Below are 19,614 nucleotides of genomic sequence, written 5' to 3'. Positions count from 1 at the left end.
CACTGAAAAGTGCATAAATAAGACCCAAGCAAGTATCCATAAACAGTTGTGCTGGCGACAATAGCAAGAGTGAACCACCTGATCCCTTCCCGAACTCAGAAGTGAAACCTCTTCGCGCTGATGGTAGTGTGGGGTTACCCATGTGAGAGTAAGTCATCGCCAGCTCATTATTCCTAAAAACACCCCCAACCTAAACGTTGGGGGTGTTTTTTTATGTGTGAAATAAAAGTTAAATATTAGGAATGATGAAAAATACTCAAGAGCTCAAGCACCTTTATTATGAAGCTTCTTGCTGTATTAAATTACTGCTATTCTTTAGCATGTATAATAATTGCCCTAAAAGAATGTCTTTCTCTGCTAAAGCAATAATAATCATAGGATGATTCGCAGAAGGAACAGAGGTTAAGATCGCCTTGCCATTTTCTGCATCTAGAGTGATCGATTGGCAACCATTTAAGTGGATTTCCTGCATAAAAGCGGAAACCATCGCAAGAATTGAGTGCTTTTTTGAGCATAACCATAAGGCTGATGCTCATGGGATTTAAATCCACTTTCATCGAGATCAATGATGGGATGTATGATCTTTAAAAGATCAAGAGAATCACTAAATGTCTTAATGCATCGCCTATAGAAAATTGACCATAAGAAAAATGCTGAGCACGCTAATTTTGCTATGAGTAATATTGTTACGCAAGGCGATACTTTTCGACATCATCTTGTAAGGCTTGATCATCAATTTTGGAAGGCCTACGTGGGCGGATTCATTTAATCTTAATTTACTTTTTCCAACTTAAAATCGTGTTTTTATCAATTTCAAATTGTGAAGCGACCACTCGGATGGAATAACCTTTCTCAAGCTTAGCTCATACTTTCTTTCTAAAGTATTCTGAATAACTCATAAAAATAGTACTTTATGTTTTTAATAGTTTGCTTATAGCTAAAATGGCTAATTAACCAGATGCTTATGAGCAGTAAACGCTAGCCTGAAGAACTCAAAATTGAAGCAGACAAGCAAGTCATTGAGAACGATTATCGTGTGCCTGATGTGGTTAGGTTATCTAAGCCTAGAGCTTATGGCTGCTCTCCATCGTTGCTGTAAATACTCTAGATCGATCGTTTATTTAGCTTAATCTTAATTACTGTGGACAAGGCATTGCATCACTTATATCCGTATTCATGAAGGTAATGACCATATTTGGGTATTGTAGTGGGTTTGGTACTAGATGCTTGATTGATGCTTTTATCTGGCGAAGAAATCCAAAGCACAGAATATTGATTCATTCTGACCAAGGCGGTCAGTACACTCGTTATGAATGACAGACTTTTTTGAACATCATAATATCGTAAGCAGTATGAGCATCGTATGCTGCTCATAGCATGATAATGTTAAGGGCTTTTTCAGTTGTTAAAATGAGAGAGACTTAAGACGAAAATTTATGTATTAAGCTTGGAAGCTAAGGCTAATATAGTGAAATATTTTATAACTTGAGATTTAGACCTAGTTTCAATGCTCAACATTTTCGATTAGCTTATGAGAGAGTGCATTAAAAAATGTTTGATCGTGTCTAGAATCTTAATGCTTACTCACTGTTTATTTGCAGATGAATTTTTTATTTTCCAATGATATTTATAACCTGCATGAAAAAAGCCCCGACATCCTGTCGAGGCTTTTTCGTATTCGTTTAAAGGTATCACTTTTGTTCTACCTCAGCATTCTGCTGTTTTGTACTTTTATCATTTTTGTTTTTTAGAAACATCCTGTTTCTGTATAAGTTAAATATAGTGAAAATCACGCTGCTTGAATAGCAGTCATTTTCCATATTTTATGTAAGCTTAGGCTTACAATAAGGCTAGAAATGTAGGTCTATGCCCAAATAAGGACCTTTAAATTTTAATTTGGCTTCTTGGTTAGAACCTTCTTCAAGTTGAATATCTAAAATGCGATAACCTACTTTAGCGCCGACATCCACAAGTAGAGTGTCTATAAAATTATATTTGAGTTCAGCCTGTGCATCGGTAATTTTATCATGATCTAATGAAGAAAAACTGACTTCAGCTCCAGCACTGAATCCTGTAAATGGTAGTTTTGCACCAGCTTGCGCATAGATCATTGGTATAGTGTCGCTGATATCCTGAGTCTGAGTATCGTTTTGACGGAGATTACCCTCTAGACGTTTAGCACCAAAGCCAATATCGGCCGATATAATATTGTCCAGTATTTCATAATATAGAATGAAATCTGAATAATCGAGATCGATCTGATGGCTTTTTAGCCCAGCAAAACTTTGCTCACTTTCAGCTTGTAGATCGACATGTTTAATTTTGATATTGGGTAAAAAGGGCACTGGATGTTCTACTGCAATGGAAAATGACATGCTGTGATCATCTTCAAGCTCTGCTTGTGCTGCTACAGAGGTTGGTTGCTGTAAATCAGCATTATAGTGCCAATAATCAATACCGCCTTTGACTGCAATTACATCGGCTTGTGCTGCATTAAATGTACTGAGTCCGAGTACAAAACAAGATAATTTGAGTGCTTGCATGGAAATCCTGAAAATGAGGTCGATTATTTTTGCAAAATAATATTGTGATTTAAATAGCGTCAGTGAATGCTTAACGGATCAAATCATATAGGGAATGAAAGCAAATTGCATTGTTGTTATTTTTTAAATGGCTTGCGTGAGATTGATGATATGCCGTTTGTTTATGTCGGATGCTCTGCTGTAAAAATTTAGATTTTGGTTGTGAAAAGTGCAATATGTCAGTCGTGACAGGTGAAAAAAGCGCTTTTTTGATCAATTCATAATATATAGATTATAAAATTAAATAATTTCGGTAAAAACTACAGAAAAAAGCAAAAAAAATCGGTATTGTTCAAACATTGAAAGGCAAAAATAAGCAAAAGACTTTAAGCAAGATTTTGTAATGCTTGCCTGTTTGTATTTTAGAACAAGACGCTCAAAAGGTGACCTCTAACGTCAAACACACAAATTATTTTTGAATGGTACTTTTTTGCTTGCGAGATAACCAGATAACAAGCAGCATTAAAAGGTGCCTAAGTTTAGGTGTTCTATGACAGATACTCGTGAAAACTGGACGTCACGATCGGGCTTTATTATTGCAGCGATCGGATCCGCAGTTGGTTTAGGTAATATTTGGCGCTTTCCATATGTCGCTTATGAAAATGGCGGTGGGGCATTTTTAATTCCTTATCTGATTGCTTTAATTACTGCAGGTTTACCACTTTTATTTCTAGACTATGCAGTTGGACATAAAAGCAATCGCTCCCCTCCGAAAGCATATCGTGCCATTTTTAAAGGTGGCGAAACGCTAGGATGGTGGCAAGTTTGTGTGTGTATCATTATTGGTTTGTACTACGCCAGCGTTTTGACTTGGGCCGGTAGTTATATCTACTTCTCGATAGGTCAAATGTGGGGCAGTGACCCAGAAGCATTTTTCTTTAAAACGTATTTACAGACTTCAGAAGCCACAGGTTTTGACCCGCGTTTTGTCAGCCATATTTTCTGGCCCTTGGCTGGTATTTGGGCATTAACTTTAATCATTTTATATGGTGGTGTAAAAAAAGGCGTTGAACTGTCCAACAAGATTTGCATGCCATTGTTATTTGTTTTATTCGTACTTTTAGTGATCCAAGCACTTCGATTACCGGGTGCGGCACAAGGTTTAAATGCTTTCTTTACCCCAAACTGGTCTGCAATGATGGACTATAAAGTTTGGTTGGCAGCTTATGGTCATACCTTCTTCTCGCTTTCAGTGGGCTTCGGGATCATGGTGACCTATGCATCTTATTTAAAGCCAAAGACCAATTTAACTGGTTCAGGTTTAATCGTTGGCTTTGCCAATGCTTCAACTGAAATTTTAGCTGGTATTGGTATTTTTGCAGCGCTTGGTTTTATGGCGCATGCTGCAAATAGCAATGTACAAGATGTGGTCAGTGGTGGTATTGGGCTGGCCTTTATTGCCTTCCCTAAAATCATTTCTAGCTTAGGTGCAGGCGCAGATTTATTCGGAATCTTATTCTTTACCTCATTATTTGTTGCGGGTATTTCATCAATGGTGAGTATTTTGGAAGTTCCAATTTCAGCTATGATGGATAAGCTAAAATGGAGTCGTAAAAAAGCAGTTTCGATTATCGGTGGTGGCAGTGCGTTGGTTTCAATCGTACTATTCTCAAGTGTGAACTCGATCAAATTGGTCGATATTATTGATCATTTCATCAATAACATTGGCATCATTGGCGGTGCATTATTGTCGATTATCTGTGTGGCGTGGTTCAAGCGTTCAGCACTGCTTGAGATCAGAAATCATGTCAATGCCATTTCAACTGTACAATTAGGCAAAGGTTGGGATTTCACTCTCACTGTGATTACCTCTTTGATTTTGTTAGTTACTTTAGGCATGACCATTTATAACTTGCTGTTAAAAGGCTATGGAGATTATAGTTTAAGTCTACAGTGGTTATTTGGATGGGGCTGTGTGATTTTCTGTGCAGTGATTGCCTTTATTTTGACTCGTGTCAAAGACCGCTAGGAGCGCAAAGATGAATACTTCAGCAATCGTAATGATGATTATTTCAATGGTGTTTTTGTGGGGCGGCTTGGCTTTGTCCATTCTTCACTTGATGAAAAACCCTGAGGAACTTGATGATGTTCTTGAAGATGTCAAAGATCAGCATACGCTCTAAGTAAAATAATTCAGTCCATATTGATAAAATATGCAAATGAAAGTCATTATCATTTATGATAATGACTTTCTTGTTTCTAAAATGGAGCATGGCGATGCACACCATTTTGCCTCATCAAGTTTTGATCGCATTTGCCGTGACTTTTCTTGCTGGATTAGCCACCGTGCTGGGTGGTGCATTGGTTTTATTTTTTAAGCAACCGAGCTATCGCTTTTTATCTTTTGGTTTGGCCTTTTCTGCGGGGGCAATGGTCTATGTTTCACTGACTGAAATTTTAAATAAATCGATTGCTTCTTTTAGCCAAGCTTTTGAGCCGAAATGGGGTTTTGCTTTTGGTACTTTTGCCTTTTTATTGGGCGTGATTTTAGTTTTGTTATTGGATCGTTTTATTCCAAATCCACACCAAACCATTGAACAAAACAATACTGTAGCTTTAGAACAACAACAATTAATGCGCACGGCCTTACTGACCTTATTTGCCATTACTGCACATAATTTACCTGAAGGTTTGGCTACATTTTTTGCCACTTTAGAAAGTCCAACCTTAGGTGCCCCCTTAGCCGTTGCCATTGCTATTCATAATATTCCTGAAGGTGTTGCCATTGCTCTACCTGTCTATATGGCAACAGGACGTAAAGATTTAGCTTTAGCTGCGAGTTTTGTTTCTGCTTTAGCTGAACCTTTGGGTGCAGCACTGGGCTACTTTATTTTGGCACCTTTTATGAGTTTTAGTGTTTATGGTGCGGTATTTGGCGTGATTGGTGGGGTGATGGTGTTCTTAGCATTGGATGAATTATTGCCTACAGCAAAACGTTATGCCAAAGGTCATGAAACTGTTTATGGTCTGGTGATTGGCATGGCATCTTTGGCCATTAGTTTGGTACTGTTTAAATTTGTCAGTTAATCCGTTGCTCAGATCAATTCTTTTTCAAGCATCCGTCAGGTATTTCTAATTTTTAGATACTCACTGATGTTACGCAGTCATTTAAAAAAGCCTGATAATTCCAGTCATGAATAAAGATTGATTAGCTTGATATACAGATGACTGAGTTGATGTTATGCCATGCGCACTGCCTTAGATATATTGCAAAGTTTAAAAGACCTTTGCGTAGGCATTTCGTTACTTTGACAGGGCAAAGTAACCAAACCCTTTGTTGGTCTGAGCGAACATCCCTGTACGCCAGCCCAACAGGTGGCATCCATGCCACCCATCCGTGAAATTAATTTTTTCTATAATTTAATTTGGCAGATTTAAGCCGCTGCGTAACATCAGATAATCAATTGAAACTTTAGTGTCCACCTTCATTAAGATCAGCCAAAAGCTATAAAAAACAAAAAACCGAGTTAATGACTTAACTCAGTTTTCATGCACATACGGCTACTCTATTTCAGAATGGCACAGTATCTTTAAGGCTTATGCCGTTTTTTGGATACGGCAATAGAAGAAGCCATCGCCATGACCTGTTTGTGGTAATAATTGACGACCATGAAGCTGTTCAACACCCCAATCGGCATCAATTTTAATTTCTTTAGCATCGGTATGATGAGCAAAGAAGTCGACCATTTGCTGTTCATTTTCGACTTTTAAAATTGAGCAGGTGATGTACAGCAATGTGCCGCCAACTTTGAGTTGTTGCCACATATTTTCAAGAATTTGCTTTTGTAGCTGTACCGTTTTGGCAATGTCACCAGACTGACGTAGTAAACGAATATCTGGATGGCGACGGATCACACCAATTGCTGAACATGGTGCATCCAGTACGATACAATCCGCAAGTTCAGGCGATGTCCATTGCACAGCATCGGCAGTGATAATTTCAACATGCTTTTCGCTTAAAGCCAAACGCTCTAAGTTTTCAGAGACACGTTTTAAGCGTTTTTCATCTTGGTCGAGCGCGATCAGTTTTTTCGGCTGATATTTTTCTAAAATATGCGCTGTTTTACCACCTGGTGCTGCACAGGCATCAATCACGAATTTGCCATTTAGATCGGGCAATAATTGTGCACAGAGCTGTGCATGTTCATCTTGTACTGAAAAACCACCCGCCTCAAAACCAGGAAGGCTCGGAACATGAATACCCTCATCCAAAACTATACCGACATTGGAGAGTTCACAAGCATGGGCTTCAATGCCTTCATCTTCTAAAATTTCAAGATATTCGTCACGGCTAACTTGCAAGGTGTTAACGCGTAAGGTTAATGGTGCAACTTGCTTTAGTTCATAACTTAAAGCTTCGAAGTCATCGCCCCAATCTTTCTTCAAGCGTTTAAATAACCAACTTGGCAAACCGTGGGCTTGTTCGAGGACATCATAAAACTGTTCTGTTTCACGTGTTGCACGACGTAAAATGGCATTCACTACACCACTTAAGCTTTCCATCCCCAATTGTTTTGTTGCTTCCACAGTTTCTGAAATAGCAGCATGGGCTGCAACGCGGGTGCACAGCAATTGGTATAAACCAAGATAAAGACAAGTTTCTACCACTTGGTTTTCTAAAGGTTTGGCCAGTAATGGTAAGGTCAATTGTTTCAATGAATGCCATTGGCGTAAGCAACCTAAAACCAATTCATGGTACAGCGCACGGTCTTTGCCAGAAACAATATTGATATGTTGATTCAGAACTGAAGCGAGTGATTGACCATTTTGGACAGCCAATAACGTTTTAACAACCTGAGCACGTAAGTTTAAAGTCTTACCAGAGGCGTGGGGAGATTGTCTCATTATAAAATTTGTCCAATATTCAGTTTTTGGGTTTGTAAAATTTGTACGGCATTCAGCGGTTTGCCACCGGGCCATTGTAAAGCAGTTAGCATGATGACTGTATGATTTGCACAGGCAACATGTACACCGTGTTTATCAATAGCAATGATTTCACCGACTTGGGCATTTTCCGCAGTTTCATGCGATAAGGCCGAATTCCAGACTCTTAAGTTGTTTTGCTCATCCAATACAATAAATGCGACGGGCCAAGGATTAAAAGCACGAATATTGCGATCCACTTGTACCGCATCAATTGACCAATCAATGTGCGCTTCAGCTTTGGATAATTTATGGGCATAGACGGTGAGTGCTTCGTCTTGCACTTCACGGGTTGCTAAATAATGTTGAAGTATTTTTTCAGACGCTAAAACGGCCACAATTGCCGTCGCGCCTTGAATGGCTAACTTGTCATGTAGGCTTGCAGAAGTATCGGTGGCTTCAATGGGACACAGGGTTTTATACATCATATCGCCTGTGTCGAGTCCAGCGGCCATTTTCATAATGGTCACACCCGTTTCGCGATCACCTGTAGCAATGGCACGTTGAATCGGTGCTGCACCACGCCAGCGTGGAAGCAGTGAACCATGAATATTGAGACAGCCATATTTTGGGGTGTCTAAAACCACCTGTGGCAAGATTAAGCCATATGCTGCCACCACCATAATATCGGCAGCTAAGGCTGCAAGTTCAGCTTGCGCAGCTAAGCCTTCTTCGGTGGAAGATTTGAAATGCAGGGGCTGATAAACTGGAATGTTGTGTGCTAAAGCCAATTGTTTGACAGCTGAAGCCGTCAATTTTTGCCCACGACCTGCTTTGCGGTCAGGTTGGGTATAAACAGCGACAATTTCATGTTCTGTTTTGATGAGTGCGTCTAAAGCGACCGCTGCAAATTCAGGAGTACCCGCAAAGATGATTTTCAACTTTATTTGGCTCAATTCGTAAGATGTTTTCTTATTATAGCAAACTGAAAATGCATATCTTGATCATAATCAAAAATAGCTGTAAAACGCGTTGTTGCACTTTAAAAACCTGAAATGAATCAGTACGGAACTCTGTAATTTTTTTCTGGATTTAATTTTTATTAATAAATTTAATTTATATAAAATTTAAATATTATTCATGAAAGTTTTGTATTTAATTTAATTGTATAGCGTTATATTAATGCTCAGTAGCTATTTTTTTATATGAATCGTCGAAATAACCCTAGATTTCTCTCATAAAATATCATTTCTATAGAACATTGCTCAACAGCAAGCTGTAGTAAGATAACGCTATATTTCGACTGATTTCACGTTATATATCAGTATCATTCAGCCAGAGTGAATCGTAGAATTCAGCTCGAGCACAAACTTTGTTGGAAATACACAATGCCTGACTATCGTTCAAAAACATCGACACACGGAAGAAATATGGCTGGCGCACGTGGCCTATGGCGCGCGACAGGCATGAAAGATGAAGATTTTGGCAAACCGATTATTGCGGTGGTCAACTCATTTACACAGTTTGTTCCGGGTCATGTGCATCTGAAAGATTTAGGTCAACTGGTTGCAAGACAAATTGAAGCTTCAGGCGGTGTAGCCAAAGAGTTCAACACCATTGCCGTGGATGATGGTATTGCCATGGGACATGACGGCATGCTGTATTCATTGCCATCACGTGATTTGATTGCTGACTCGGTTGAATACATGGTCAATGCCCATTGTGCCGATGCGATGGTCTGTATTTCCAACTGTGACAAAATCACTCCGGGCATGTTGATGACCGCCATGCGTCTTAATATTCCAGTGGTCTTTGTCTCTGGCGGGCCAATGGAAGCGGGTAAAGTGAAAATCCGTGGCAATGAAAAAGCCATCGATTTGGTTGATGCCATGATTGTGGCAGCAGACGACAGCTTTAGCGATGAAGAAGTGGCTGAGTATGAGCGCTCTGCATGTCCAACCTGTGGTTCATGTTCAGGCATGTTCACTGCAAACTCAATGAACTGCTTGACTGAAGCTTTAGGCTTGTCTTTACCAGGTAATGGTTCAACTTTAGCAACCCACGCCAACCGTAAAAAATTATTCGAACGTGCAGGTCAGTTGATTGTCGAACTGGCAAAACGTCATTATGAACAAGACGACTACAGCATTTTACCGCGTTCAATTGCCACCAAAGCAGCGTTTGAAAATGCCATGACCCTTGATGTTTCGATGGGTGGTTCAACCAATACCGTTTTACACTTATTGGCAGCGGCACATGAAGCTGAAGTCGATTTCACCATGACCGACATCGACCGTCTTTCGCGCAAAGTTCCTGTGCTGTGTAAAGTTGCACCTGCAAAACAAGACGTGCATATGGAAGACGTGCATCGTGCTGGCGGAATCATGTCAATTTTGGGCGAGTTAGATCGTGCAGGGTTATTGGATACTTCCGTACCGACGGTACATGAAAAAACTTTAAAAGATGCGTTGGATAAATGGGACATCATCCGTACTGAAGATGCAGATGTGTATGAGTTCTTCCGTTCAGCACCGGGTGGTGTACCGACGCAAACCGCATTTTCACAAAACCGTTACTATCAAACTTTAGACGGTAACCGTGAAACAGGTGTGATTCGTAATGCTGAACATGCGTTCTCGCAAGATGGTGGCTTGGCTGTGCTTTACGGTAACATCGCACTAGATGGTTGTATTGTCAAAACAGCGGGTGTTGATGATTCCATTCTTAAATTTAATGGTACAGCACGTGTCTTTGAAAGCCAAGATGCTGCGGTAGAAAGCATTTTGGGTGGTGGTATTCAAGCGGGTGATGTGGTGGTGATTCGCTACGAAGGTCCACGTGGTGGCCCAGGTATGCAAGAGATGCTCTATCCAACCAGTTACTTAAAATCGAAAGGTTTGGGTAAAGACTGTGCTTTACTCACCGATGGTCGTTTCTCTGGTGGTTCATCAGGTCTTTCCATTGGTCACGTTTCACCTGAGGCGGCTGAAGGTGGCGCAATTGGTTTGGTGGAAGATGGCGACCGTATTGAAATTGATATTCCAAACCGAACTATTCATTTAGCTGTCGATGAAGCAACCATGGCAGCGCGCCGTGAAGTACAAGAAGCCAAAGGTTGGCAGCCTACTGAACAGCGTCCACGTAAAGTGTCTAAAGCATTGAAAGCCTATGCGATGCACACCACCAGTGCTTCGAAAGGCGCGGTACGTGACATCTAATGTGTAGTTTTACCGATTGAAAAAAGCACTCCAAATGGGAGGATGCCAGTCAGCTAAGGATTTTAGAAATAAAGTCCTTAGCTTTTTAGTTGTTCATGACGGAGTCTTATATTTGTAAATCAAATACTTGGAGCTCATCTATTACTTTGGATAAGCCCAAAGTAATCAAAGGCATTTATCATCCGCAAAACTCGCCAAATACCTTCTATTGATTAATAAATCGCAGAAACTTTACTTTTTAAAATAGTTTTGCCTCGAACAGTTGCGGATGACGTTTCCGCGTATCGAATAACATTAGGAATTTTAAAAATAAAAAACAGTCAATTTTTTAACTGACTGGCATTACTCCACTGGGGGTACTTTTTTATTGATTATTGAAAATAGCACGGTCACATTTTGCTTTGCATTTTTAAGATGGCACTGATATGACATCCTTGCTGCATAGGGCAACAGCGACATCCATGTCGCTTGGTCATGTGATTAAATTTCAGTGCAACGGCTTTAAAAGATAAATTTGCTTAAGCAGCGTTAGACGTTTACATACCAGCTGCTTTCTATACAATCAAAAGAATAATAATTCGCTATGACTTCATTTAAATCAGAATGAGTCTAAGCCACGGAGCGCTTCATGAGTAAAGACAATATCCGCGAACATTCAGCCCTTGTTTATGAAGGCATAGAAAATGCCCCAGCACGTTCCATGATGCGTGCTACTGGTTTTAAAGATGCTGATTTTGAGCGTGCATTTATTGGCATTGCCTCGACTTGGGCCAATGTGACCCCTTGTAATATGCACATTGATGGTTTGGCACGTGAAACTGAAAAGGGCGTGAATGCAGCAGGTGGGAAGGGTATTATCTTTAATACTATTACCATTTCTGACGGGATTTCTAATGGCACAGAAGGCATGAAATACTCGTTGGTTTCTCGTGAAATTATTGCCGATTCGATTGAAGCTGTAGTGGGCTGTCAGGCCTATGATGGGGTGATTGCCATTGGTGGTTGTGACAAAAACATGCCGGGCTGCATTATGGGCTTGGCACGTTTAAACCGTCCGGGTCTGTTTATTTATGGCGGAACCATTAAACCGGGCGCAGGTCATACCGACATGATTTCTGTGTTTGAAGCAGTGGGACAACATGCCAAAGGTGAAATCAGCGCCATTCAAGTCAAGCACATTGAAGAAGTGGCATTGCCGGGGCCGGGTTCGTGTGGTGGGATGTATACCGCGAACTCAATGGCCTCTGCCATTGAAGCACTGGGGATGAGCTTACCGGGTTCATCTGCGCAAGAAGCCGTTTCAGATGAGAAAAAAATCGACTGTATCCGCGCGGGCGAAGCGGTCATGAACCTGTTACGTTTAGATATCAAGCCACGCGACATTATGACCAAAGCGGCATTTGAGAACTCGATTAAAGTGCTGATTGCACTGGGTGGTTCGACCAATGGCGTGCTGCATATGCTCGCGATGGCACATACCGCAGGCGTTGAACTAACATTGGATGATTTTGTTCGCATTGGTCAAGATATTCCAGTCGTAGCGGATGTTCGCCCATCGGGCAAATATCTGATGTCTGAACTGATTGCCATTGGTGGTATTCAACCGTTAATGAAGCGTATGTTAGATGCAGGGATGCTAGATGGCTCATGCTTAACCGTGACGGGAAAAACTTTGGCGGAGAACTTGGCCGATGTGGAAGATTATCCAGCAGGTCAGCAAATTATTTTACCCTTTGATGCTCCGATTAAAAAAGACTCGCACCTTGTGGTGTTAAAAGGCAACCTATCACCAACAGGTGCAGTGGCCAAAATTACCGGCAAAGAAGGTTTATATTTCGAAGGCCCAGCACGGGTATTTGAAGGTGAAATTGGTGCCATGCGTGGCATTTTAGAGGGTGAAGTACAAGAAGGCGAAGTGGTGGTCATTCGTGGTGAAGGGCCTAAAGGTGGGCCGGGAATGCCTGAGATGCTGAAACCGACTTCGGCGATTATTGGTAAAGGATTAGGCAAATCTGTGGCATTGCTGACCGATGGTCGTTTCTCTGGCGGCAGTCACGGTTTTGTGATTGGTCATGTCACCCCTGAAGCCTATGAAGGTGGGCCGATTGGCTTGGTCAAAAATGGTGACAAAATTTCGATTAATGCCGAAACCCGTGAAATGACCTTGCATATTTCTGATGCGGAAATGGCAGCGCGTAAAGCCGTTTGGGTGAAACCAAAACCTAATTATACCTATGGTGCTTTAGCCAAGTTTGCTAAGTTGACCACAGGGGCGGAAAAAGGGGCAGTTACGGATCTAAATTTAGATGTATAATTGATCATTCTCTAACAAATTGTTATAAACCCTTGTAGCACTACAAGGGTTTTTTTTCGAGGTTTATCTCATGTCACTGTTACGCCGTTGGTTTGATCCACTTCGATCGCGCTGGTTTTACCAAAAACCGATGCGTCAAGTGGTATTATCTACGGAACACGGTTTAAGTATTCACTTACGTTTAGATGATGTGTATAGCTATTTGGCTGTACAGCAGTTACCTGAGCTTGAGGAAATTTTGAGTGATGAACTCAAACCTTTAAAAGTGATCATTTCTAGCCAAAAGGCAGAACCTCCGAATGATATGTCACAGGTGGAGTGGCAAAACTACTGCTTAAACGATGCACAAATTTTGTCTAAACAGCACCGTTTTAGTTTCCATGAGACTCCCGAACAACCGCCCGCTGAAGCAATCCAACAAGCAGAAACCATCCTTCGCAACACGCCATTACGTGGACAAGATTTCCTGTATTTACTTGAAGATGTCTTTCATATGCTGTGGCAAAAGCAGTATGGAAAATTACGCACTTTATATGCGATGGCCAGTCGACATCATCCAGTGCAAGATTTTCCAGAACGTATTTTTAACGATGATGCTGTACTGGCCAGTTATTTTGAATTGAGTGATCGTAAATATCATGCAGTCGATGATTTACTGCGCTTGGTACGCCGTTTAAAACAGCAAAAACAATTAACGGGAAACCCCATTTTCCTAATCAACCATATTGATTGGCGTGAGCACCTGATTAGTGATGCTGAGGAACTCAATGAAATTCAAGCCTTAGATCCTGAATTGGATTTATATATTGCACTTGAAGATCCGATTTCATGGCTATTGTTGGCTTATATTAAAGAAGAATTGGCCAATTATTATAATATTCAACTGAATGTTTATCCGCTTTCTTATCATGGACGTGACTTATTTGATTGGAGTCTGGCGACGCGTCTTTCAAAACGTACAGAAGTAACCTTTACCCCATTTTGCCGTCCGACCCAGTCTGCAACCTGTGCGATGGCACAGTTGTTTTATAGTGTTCCTGAAGAGCAACGTGTTGAGGCAATGTATCGCATTTTACAAGCGGTATGGACCAAAGGGCAGGACATGTCGTTCAAAGCCCATTTTGAGCAGCTCAAGCGTGATTTAGACATTAATCAGTTAACCCCTGAAGATATTACTGCCAAACTTAAAGAAAATGACATACTCTGTGAAATGAAATCACAGCCTGATTTTCCAGTACTTGAACTTCGTATTAATGGTCAAAGCTATGTCTTTAATAGTTTGTATCGGGTCTGGATGATTGAAAGTATTTTTAGTAATGTTTTAGAAGACCAATATAAAAGTGAAAATGATGATAGCAACGATGAAGAAAGAAAAATGTGAGTCTTTAGAACAAGCGCGTGAAAAGATTGATGTCCTTGATACAGCACTGATTGAAATCATTGCCACGCGTCAATTTTATGTGGATCAAGCCGTCCGTTTTAAGAAAAGTGTGCAGGATGTGCAATCACCAGAGCGCGTCGAACAAGTGATTAACAAGGTCCGTGCCCAAGCCATTGCATTGGGAACAGATCCAGATTTGGTTGAACACTTATATCGAGAAATGATCCAACGTTTTATTCAAAGGGAATTGAAAGAAATTCGCCCTTGAATGGATCATTTAAATCGGGTTTTTAGAGTCCCCATTGTAATTCTAAGTCAGTAATTGTATTGGCAACCAATTGGTACTCATATTTTTTGCAAGCTGCCCATAATTGCATAAAATCGGCACCTAAGTATTGTTGAAGAACTGGATTTTTTTCAAAGAGTTTTAATGCCTCAAGTTGATGATTTGGCAATACTGTTCTTGCATCATGCGGTTTCATTTCATGGCTTGCTTTGGGTAATTGAAGGGTATCGTGGGTTAAGCCATGTAACACACCTATCAAGATCATACTCATACATAAATAGGGATTCGCATCGGCACCCGCAACCCGATATTCTAAACGACAATTCTCTGGATCTGCACAGGGCAGTCGAATGGCAACATTGCGATTATTCACGCCCCAATTGGCTTCTAAAGGCACATGCTGCGCAAATTGAAAGCGGCGGAAAGAATTAATATTCGGTGCCAAAATGGCCATCGATGCAGGCATTAATTGAATTAGACCAGCAATCATTTGCCCCATGCGTTGATTGGGCTTTTTAAGCTCATCCATTGCACAGATGTTTTGTTGAAATTGATTCAAAACACTCATGTGAAAGTGCAAGCCGCTGCCAGCACTCAACATATTGGGTTTTGCCATAAAGCTGGCATTTAAACCTTGCATGCTGGCACTCTGTTTCACAATGCGTTTAATTGCCATCATATCATCACTGAGTTTTAAGATATCTGCACTGTGTTGAAGATTAATTTCGAATTGACCCGATGAACTCTCTGCAACAATTGCAGTGATCTGAATATTTTGTTTTTTAGCTTCGATTTCAATATTTTCTAACACGGTTTGATAACTGTTGGGGGCATCCACATCAAAACATTGCGTTTGCCCCATTTTGTGTTCGGCATGGTTTGGTTCTGCATATAAATAAAATTCGATTTCTCCTGCCATAACAGGAAAATAATGCAGTTGATTTAAGCTTAACAGGATTCTTTTTAAGATATTTCTGGGTTCAAATTCGCAGTCTGAACCATTGTCAGATTTCATGCTTAAGTAGATTTGCGCATGTTTTTCGGATTGGTTGGCGCAAGGCCGTAAAGAGCCTAAAATAGGGAAGCAAAGATGATCGGGTTCCCCAATATATTTTCCAAGCCCACTTTCTTCAATCACTTTGCCTTCTAAACTCATGGCGTAAATTGATAACGGAAAATAACAACCTTTAGAGAGATTTTTCAGGCTTTTGATATCAATTCTTTTACCACGCAGATGACCATTTAAATCATGCAAGCAAATATCAATATGCTCGGTCGCAGGATATTGATTTAAATATTGATCCACTTCTAATAAGAATTGATCAGCATCTTGAGATTCCAAATAAAGGGTATTGGTTGAACTTGAAGCTTGATGATAAAGCGGCATATTCATATTTTTAACATCGCTGTTGAGATCAAAAAAGTATAGAAATATTGATCTCAACAGTAACGTAAAAAGAGCGTAAATTTTTTCACCATCAAAATACAGAAATATGGCGGACTGCCTCAAGCAAAGATTGAGGCAGCCTTCCAAAAACAATGATTTTCCTCTTAGTGCGCTTCACCTAGCATAGCGTTCACAGTTTAAAGAGTGCTGCATATGGTTGGGTTGGTGATTGGGGTATTTGCACTTGCAGGGATGATCAAAGGAACCCTTGGTTTAGGTTTGCCCGCTGTTGCTATGGGCTTACTCACGCTTTTTATCAGTCCTTTTCAAGCTGCTACTTTACTGATTGTTCCTTCAATGGTCACCAATGTTTGGCAACTCTTTGCAGAAGGGCATGTTCTACGATTGATTCGCCGTTTTTGGTCGTTATTGATGGGCATTATCGTGGGTTCGGTCTGGAGTGTATTTCCGACTTTGGGACATGGTGAATTCCAAAGTGAAGCTTTGCTGGGAGGGATGCTTACCCTATATGGTCTGTACGGTCTATTTGCTAAAAACATGCCCAATTTGGCACCCTATGAAAAATGCTTATCTCCTGTGATTGGTTATCTCGGGGGAGCGTTAACGGTGGCAACAGGTGTGATCGTGATTCCAGTGGTGCCTTTTTTGCAATCTTTACAGTTAAAACGTGATGATCTGGTGCAATCTTTAGGTTTGGCTTTTACGGTTTCAACCCTGTGCTTGGCTGTGTTCCTACAGCAAAACCGCATCGAAGCTATGCCACTCGACTATAAAATGGCCTTGATTGCATTATTACCGGCACTCGTTGGCATGTGGCTAGGAACGAAACTTCGCTATCGTATTCCTGAGCAAAAATTCCGTAAAATGTTCTTTGGGGGCTTGGTTGTTTTGGGGGGCTATATGGTGCTGCATCAGTTTGGCGTGATTTAAAAATGCCTGCTTAATAAGCTGAGTAAGTCGTCTAAATAGACAATTTAGACTTTTTCGACAGCAAAAATTGACTGAAGTGCTGATAGGAAATCGGCAGCTGGTCAAAGTTCTTTGCTGCCAATAACAGCTTACGGTTTGCCCATTCTCCCGTTAATTCAATGTGATGTAATGGGTAAACAGAATTTAAACGGCGTGCTGCCCGTTTCGGGATGATGGCAATACCAACACCATTGGCAACTACTTGTGCAATGGCGGCAAAATTGGGCAAGCGTAAACGATACTGAATGGCATAACCTAATAATTTGGCTTGAGTTTCAATGGATTGCTGGAGGGAATGATAGGGCATTAACCCGACAAAGGGATAATGGATCACCTCTGCCAGTGGTAACTGTGTTTTGTGCTTTAATTCATGCTGAATAGGGCAAATTAACACTAAGGGATCATCGCTAAATTCTAAAGTTTGTAAATGTTCTGAATTAAAAAAGTTTGAAATTAAGCCCAATTGCGCCGTGCCTTTATCTAAGGCTTGAATAATGTCATTGCTTTCTGCTTCTTTTAAATCAAGCTGTATATTTGGATTTTCGACCAGATAGGGCGGTAATAATAAAGGCAGATATTCACTTTGCGCAGATGAATTGCACCACAGTGTGATCTGTGAAGGTATCCCTTCGGCATAAACTGCCATAACCTGTTGTAACTGATGACTTTGCTGGATCATTAACTGTGCCTGTTCGGCAAAAGTTTGTCCTGCAATGGTCAATTTGACACCAGAGGCATGGCGGGTAAATAAATTGACCAAAAACTGTTGTTCGAGTTTTTTAATCCGTTCACTGGCAGCTTGTACAGAAAGAGCAGAGCGTCCAGCACCTTTGGTGAGACTGCCTGTATCGACAATATTTAAGAACAGTTGTAGGTCAAAAAAGTCGAGGCGCATGCGCTGTGTCATCTCAGTGAAATTGATCTCATCATACTAAAAATTGCTTAAGGTCAAACATAAAAAAAGCAGCCTGTCGGCTGCCTAAAAATGGAGATTTATCGTTATGATTTATCGGCTAAGCTAAAGAACCAGTTCAGAATCAGTGCTGCAAAAGTTGCCGTACCAATACCACCGAGGTTGAAGTTACCAAATTGTAGGGCAAAGTCACCGGTGCCTAAGATAATGGTTACCGCAGCCACCATTAAGTTTTTGTTTTTCGAGAAATCGACTTTATTTTCAATCCAGATTTTCGCACCGGCAATGGTAATTAAACCAAAGACCACAATTGAAGCACCGGTTAAAATTGCGGTCGGAATGGTATGAATAACTGCACCAAATTTTGGTGAAAGACCTAAGAAAATTGCGAAGACACCGGCAATGACAAAGACAATGGTGGAATACACACGGGTCACGGCCATGACACCAATATTTTCACCATAGGTGGTCATCCCCGGTGCACCAACACCGCCAGACAAGGTGGTTGCAATGCCATCAGCCACGAAGGCTTTACCAATCTGTGGATCCAGATTTTCACCCGTCATTGCACTGACTGCTTTAATATGACCTAAATTTTCAGCCACTAAAATTAAAGCAATCGGTGCAATAATCAGCATCGCATTAAAATCAAATACAGGTGAATGGAAGGTCGGCATGCCAAACCATGAGGCTTGTTGAATTGGGGTGAAATTAATTGCAGTCCCATAACCCATGACATTGGAAACAATGTAATAAATTAAATAAGCTGAAAGCAGACCCACCAACAATAATAAACGCTGTAATAACCCTTTAGTGAATACGGCAATTGAACCCATACAGAGTACGGTGACCAGTGACATCCACATATTAAAATTATTACCAGCCACACCTTTAACCGTTACGGGTGCAAGGTTTAAACCGATAATCATGACCACTGCGCCCGTGACCACTGGAGGCATGAGTTTTTCAATCCAGTTGGTGCCTGTGGCCATGACAATAAAACCAAAAATAGCATACAGCACACCACATGCCATGATGCCGCCAGCAGCTAAAGCAATATTGGCATTTGGGGCACCTGTGCCTGAAGCCGCATAACCTGTGGCTGCAATCACCACGCCAATAAAGGCAAAACTTGACCCTAAATAACTCGGTACACGACCACCCGTGATCAAGAAAAACAGGATGGTACAAATACCTGACATTAAAATTGCCAGATTGGGGTCAAAACCCATCAAGAACGGTGCAAGGACTGTTGCACCAAACATGGCAAAGGCATGTTGTATGCCTAATACAACACTTTGAGCAGGAGGGAGGTATTCATTTGTACCTACAGGACGGGCTTCGATATTGCCTTCATATGGGCGCCAGTTGGGGAACCAATTGGACATAAAATGAGCACTCTAAAAACAAATTGAGCACATCATACTCTGGTTTTTGTAAGATTTAAGCTATGGTTATCTACTTTTATTAAAATTAATCTGCTGACTTTTTTAGTTATTTTACCAATTGGTAAATGTTTTTTTACTTAAAATTAAAGTGAAATCATGTAATTAATTTGGCTGACTATTGTTGGAATAATGAATAATTTTTTTTATGATGCTTATCAAAAAAGATGATTTATTTTGCCAATTGCTACTGAAAGATAAAAAGCACATCTAAAGATGTGCTTTTTTGAGTCAA

Annotated in this window: 14 protein-coding genes, 1 rRNA gene and 3 pseudogenes; 10 read left to right on the top strand and 8 right to left on the bottom strand. The window is 40.7% G+C overall.

Going from position 1 to position 19,614, the window contains the following annotated elements; translation table 11 throughout:
* Positions 1 to 50: 50 nt before the first annotated feature.
* A 5S ribosomal RNA gene (gene rrf / locus B9T30_RS13620) occupies positions 51 to 165 on the top strand.
* A 112-nt stretch (positions 166 to 277) separates the two neighbouring features.
* Here the strand turns inward: rrf and B9T30_RS13615 are convergent.
* Both B9T30_RS13615 and B9T30_RS16870 read right to left on the bottom strand, forming a co-directional pair.
* A pseudogene (locus B9T30_RS13615) lies at positions 278 to 502 on the bottom strand (roadblock/LC7 domain-containing protein); the annotation flags it as partial.
* 196 nt (positions 503 to 698) lie between these two features.
* A pseudogene (locus tag B9T30_RS16870) lies at positions 699 to 839 on the bottom strand (transposase); the annotation flags it as partial.
* 403 nt (positions 840 to 1,242) lie between these two features.
* On the opposite strand from B9T30_RS16870, the pseudogene B9T30_RS16865 reads away from it, so the two are divergent.
* A pseudogene (locus tag B9T30_RS16865) lies at positions 1,243 to 1,358 on the top strand (IS3 family transposase); the annotation flags it as partial.
* A 492-nt stretch (positions 1,359 to 1,850) separates the two neighbouring features.
* Here the strand turns inward: B9T30_RS16865 and B9T30_RS13605 are convergent.
* Positions 1,851 to 2,543, bottom strand: coding sequence for a TIGR04219 family outer membrane beta-barrel protein (locus tag B9T30_RS13605; protein ID WP_086185476.1), 693 nt, complete (start codon positions 2,541 to 2,543; stop codon positions 1,851 to 1,853).
* Positions 2,544 to 3,072: 529 nt separating this feature from the next.
* On the opposite strand from B9T30_RS13605, the gene B9T30_RS13600 reads away from it, so the two are divergent.
* From B9T30_RS13600 to zupT, 3 genes are all read left to right on the top strand, one after another.
* Entirely contained in the window at positions 3,073 to 4,551 is a 1,479-nt protein-coding gene (locus tag B9T30_RS13600; protein WP_086185475.1) for a sodium-dependent transporter, read from the top strand.
* A 10-nt stretch (positions 4,552 to 4,561) separates the two neighbouring features.
* Entirely contained in the window at positions 4,562 to 4,705 is a 144-nt protein-coding gene (locus B9T30_RS13595) for a methionine/alanine import family NSS transporter small subunit (protein ID WP_004649714.1), read from the top strand.
* Positions 4,706 to 4,799: 94 nt separating this feature from the next.
* Positions 4,800 to 5,609, top strand: a complete 810-nt coding sequence (zupT, locus tag B9T30_RS13590) for a zinc transporter ZupT (RefSeq protein WP_086185474.1) — start codon at positions 4,800 to 4,802, stop codon at positions 5,607 to 5,609.
* 510 nt (positions 5,610 to 6,119) lie between these two features.
* Here the strand turns inward: zupT and rsmB are convergent.
* Both rsmB and fmt read right to left on the bottom strand, forming a co-directional pair.
* On the bottom strand, positions 6,120 to 7,427 hold the full coding sequence (rsmB, locus tag B9T30_RS13585) for a 16S rRNA (cytosine(967)-C(5))-methyltransferase RsmB (RefSeq protein ID WP_086185473.1): 1,308 nt from the start codon (positions 7,425 to 7,427) through the stop codon (positions 6,120 to 6,122).
* Positions 7,427 to 8,386 carry a methionyl-tRNA formyltransferase gene (gene fmt / locus B9T30_RS13580; RefSeq protein ID WP_086185472.1) on the bottom strand — a complete coding sequence of 320 codons (960 nt, stop codon included), beginning with the start codon at positions 8,384 to 8,386 and terminating at the stop codon, positions 7,427 to 7,429. Before fmt ends, rsmB begins: the two co-directional genes overlap by 1 nt.
* A 447-nt stretch (positions 8,387 to 8,833) precedes the next feature.
* Between fmt and ilvD (B9T30_RS13575) the strand changes: the two genes are divergently transcribed.
* The 4 genes from ilvD (B9T30_RS13575) (at position 8,834) to B9T30_RS13560 (ending at position 14,626) form a co-directional block, all read left to right on the top strand.
* Positions 8,834 to 10,663, top strand: coding sequence for a dihydroxy-acid dehydratase (gene ilvD, locus B9T30_RS13575; RefSeq protein WP_086185471.1), 1,830 nt, complete (start codon positions 8,834 to 8,836; stop codon positions 10,661 to 10,663).
* 628 nt (positions 10,664 to 11,291) lie between these two features.
* Positions 11,292 to 12,977 (top strand): dihydroxy-acid dehydratase, encoded by a 1,686-nt coding sequence (ilvD, locus tag B9T30_RS13570; protein WP_086185470.1) that lies wholly within the window; start codon positions 11,292 to 11,294, stop codon positions 12,975 to 12,977.
* Between the two features lie 70 nt (positions 12,978 to 13,047).
* Entirely contained in the window at positions 13,048 to 14,358 is a 1,311-nt protein-coding gene (locus B9T30_RS13565; RefSeq protein ID WP_086185469.1) for a hypothetical protein, read from the top strand.
* A complete protein-coding gene (locus tag B9T30_RS13560; RefSeq protein ID WP_086166464.1) occupies positions 14,339 to 14,626 on the top strand; it encodes a chorismate mutase in 288 nt (95 codons plus the stop codon). Before B9T30_RS13565 ends, B9T30_RS13560 begins: the two co-directional genes overlap by 20 nt.
* Before the next feature lie 22 nt (positions 14,627 to 14,648).
* Here B9T30_RS13560 and B9T30_RS13555 read toward each other — a convergent pair whose 3' ends face one another.
* The gene (locus tag B9T30_RS13555) at positions 14,649 to 16,031 is read right to left on the bottom strand and encodes a glutamine synthetase family protein (RefSeq protein ID WP_227518978.1); all 1,383 of its coding nucleotides are present in this window, start codon (positions 16,029 to 16,031) and stop codon (positions 14,649 to 14,651) included.
* Between the two features lie 213 nt (positions 16,032 to 16,244).
* On the opposite strand from B9T30_RS13555, the gene B9T30_RS13550 reads away from it, so the two are divergent.
* A complete protein-coding gene (locus B9T30_RS13550; protein WP_086185467.1) occupies positions 16,245 to 16,982 on the top strand; it encodes a sulfite exporter TauE/SafE family protein in 738 nt (245 codons plus the stop codon).
* Between the two features lie 31 nt (positions 16,983 to 17,013).
* On the opposite strand, the gene B9T30_RS13545 is transcribed toward B9T30_RS13550, so the two are convergent.
* Entirely contained in the window at positions 17,014 to 17,916 is a 903-nt protein-coding gene (locus tag B9T30_RS13545; protein ID WP_086185479.1) for a LysR family transcriptional regulator, read from the bottom strand.
* A gap of 104 nt (positions 17,917 to 18,020) precedes the next feature.
* Positions 18,021 to 19,322, bottom strand: a complete 1,302-nt coding sequence (locus B9T30_RS13540; protein WP_086185466.1) for a solute carrier family 23 protein — start codon at positions 19,320 to 19,322, stop codon at positions 18,021 to 18,023.
* Positions 19,323 to 19,614 lie beyond the last annotated feature (292 nt).

This window comes from Acinetobacter sp. ANC 4973 (assembly GCF_002135275.1).
GTDB classification, from domain to species: Bacteria; Pseudomonadota; Gammaproteobacteria; order Pseudomonadales; family Moraxellaceae; genus Acinetobacter; species Acinetobacter kyonggiensis.
Note: the sequence above shows the minus strand (reverse complement) of the source record. Positions and strands in the feature narration are given on the sequence as shown.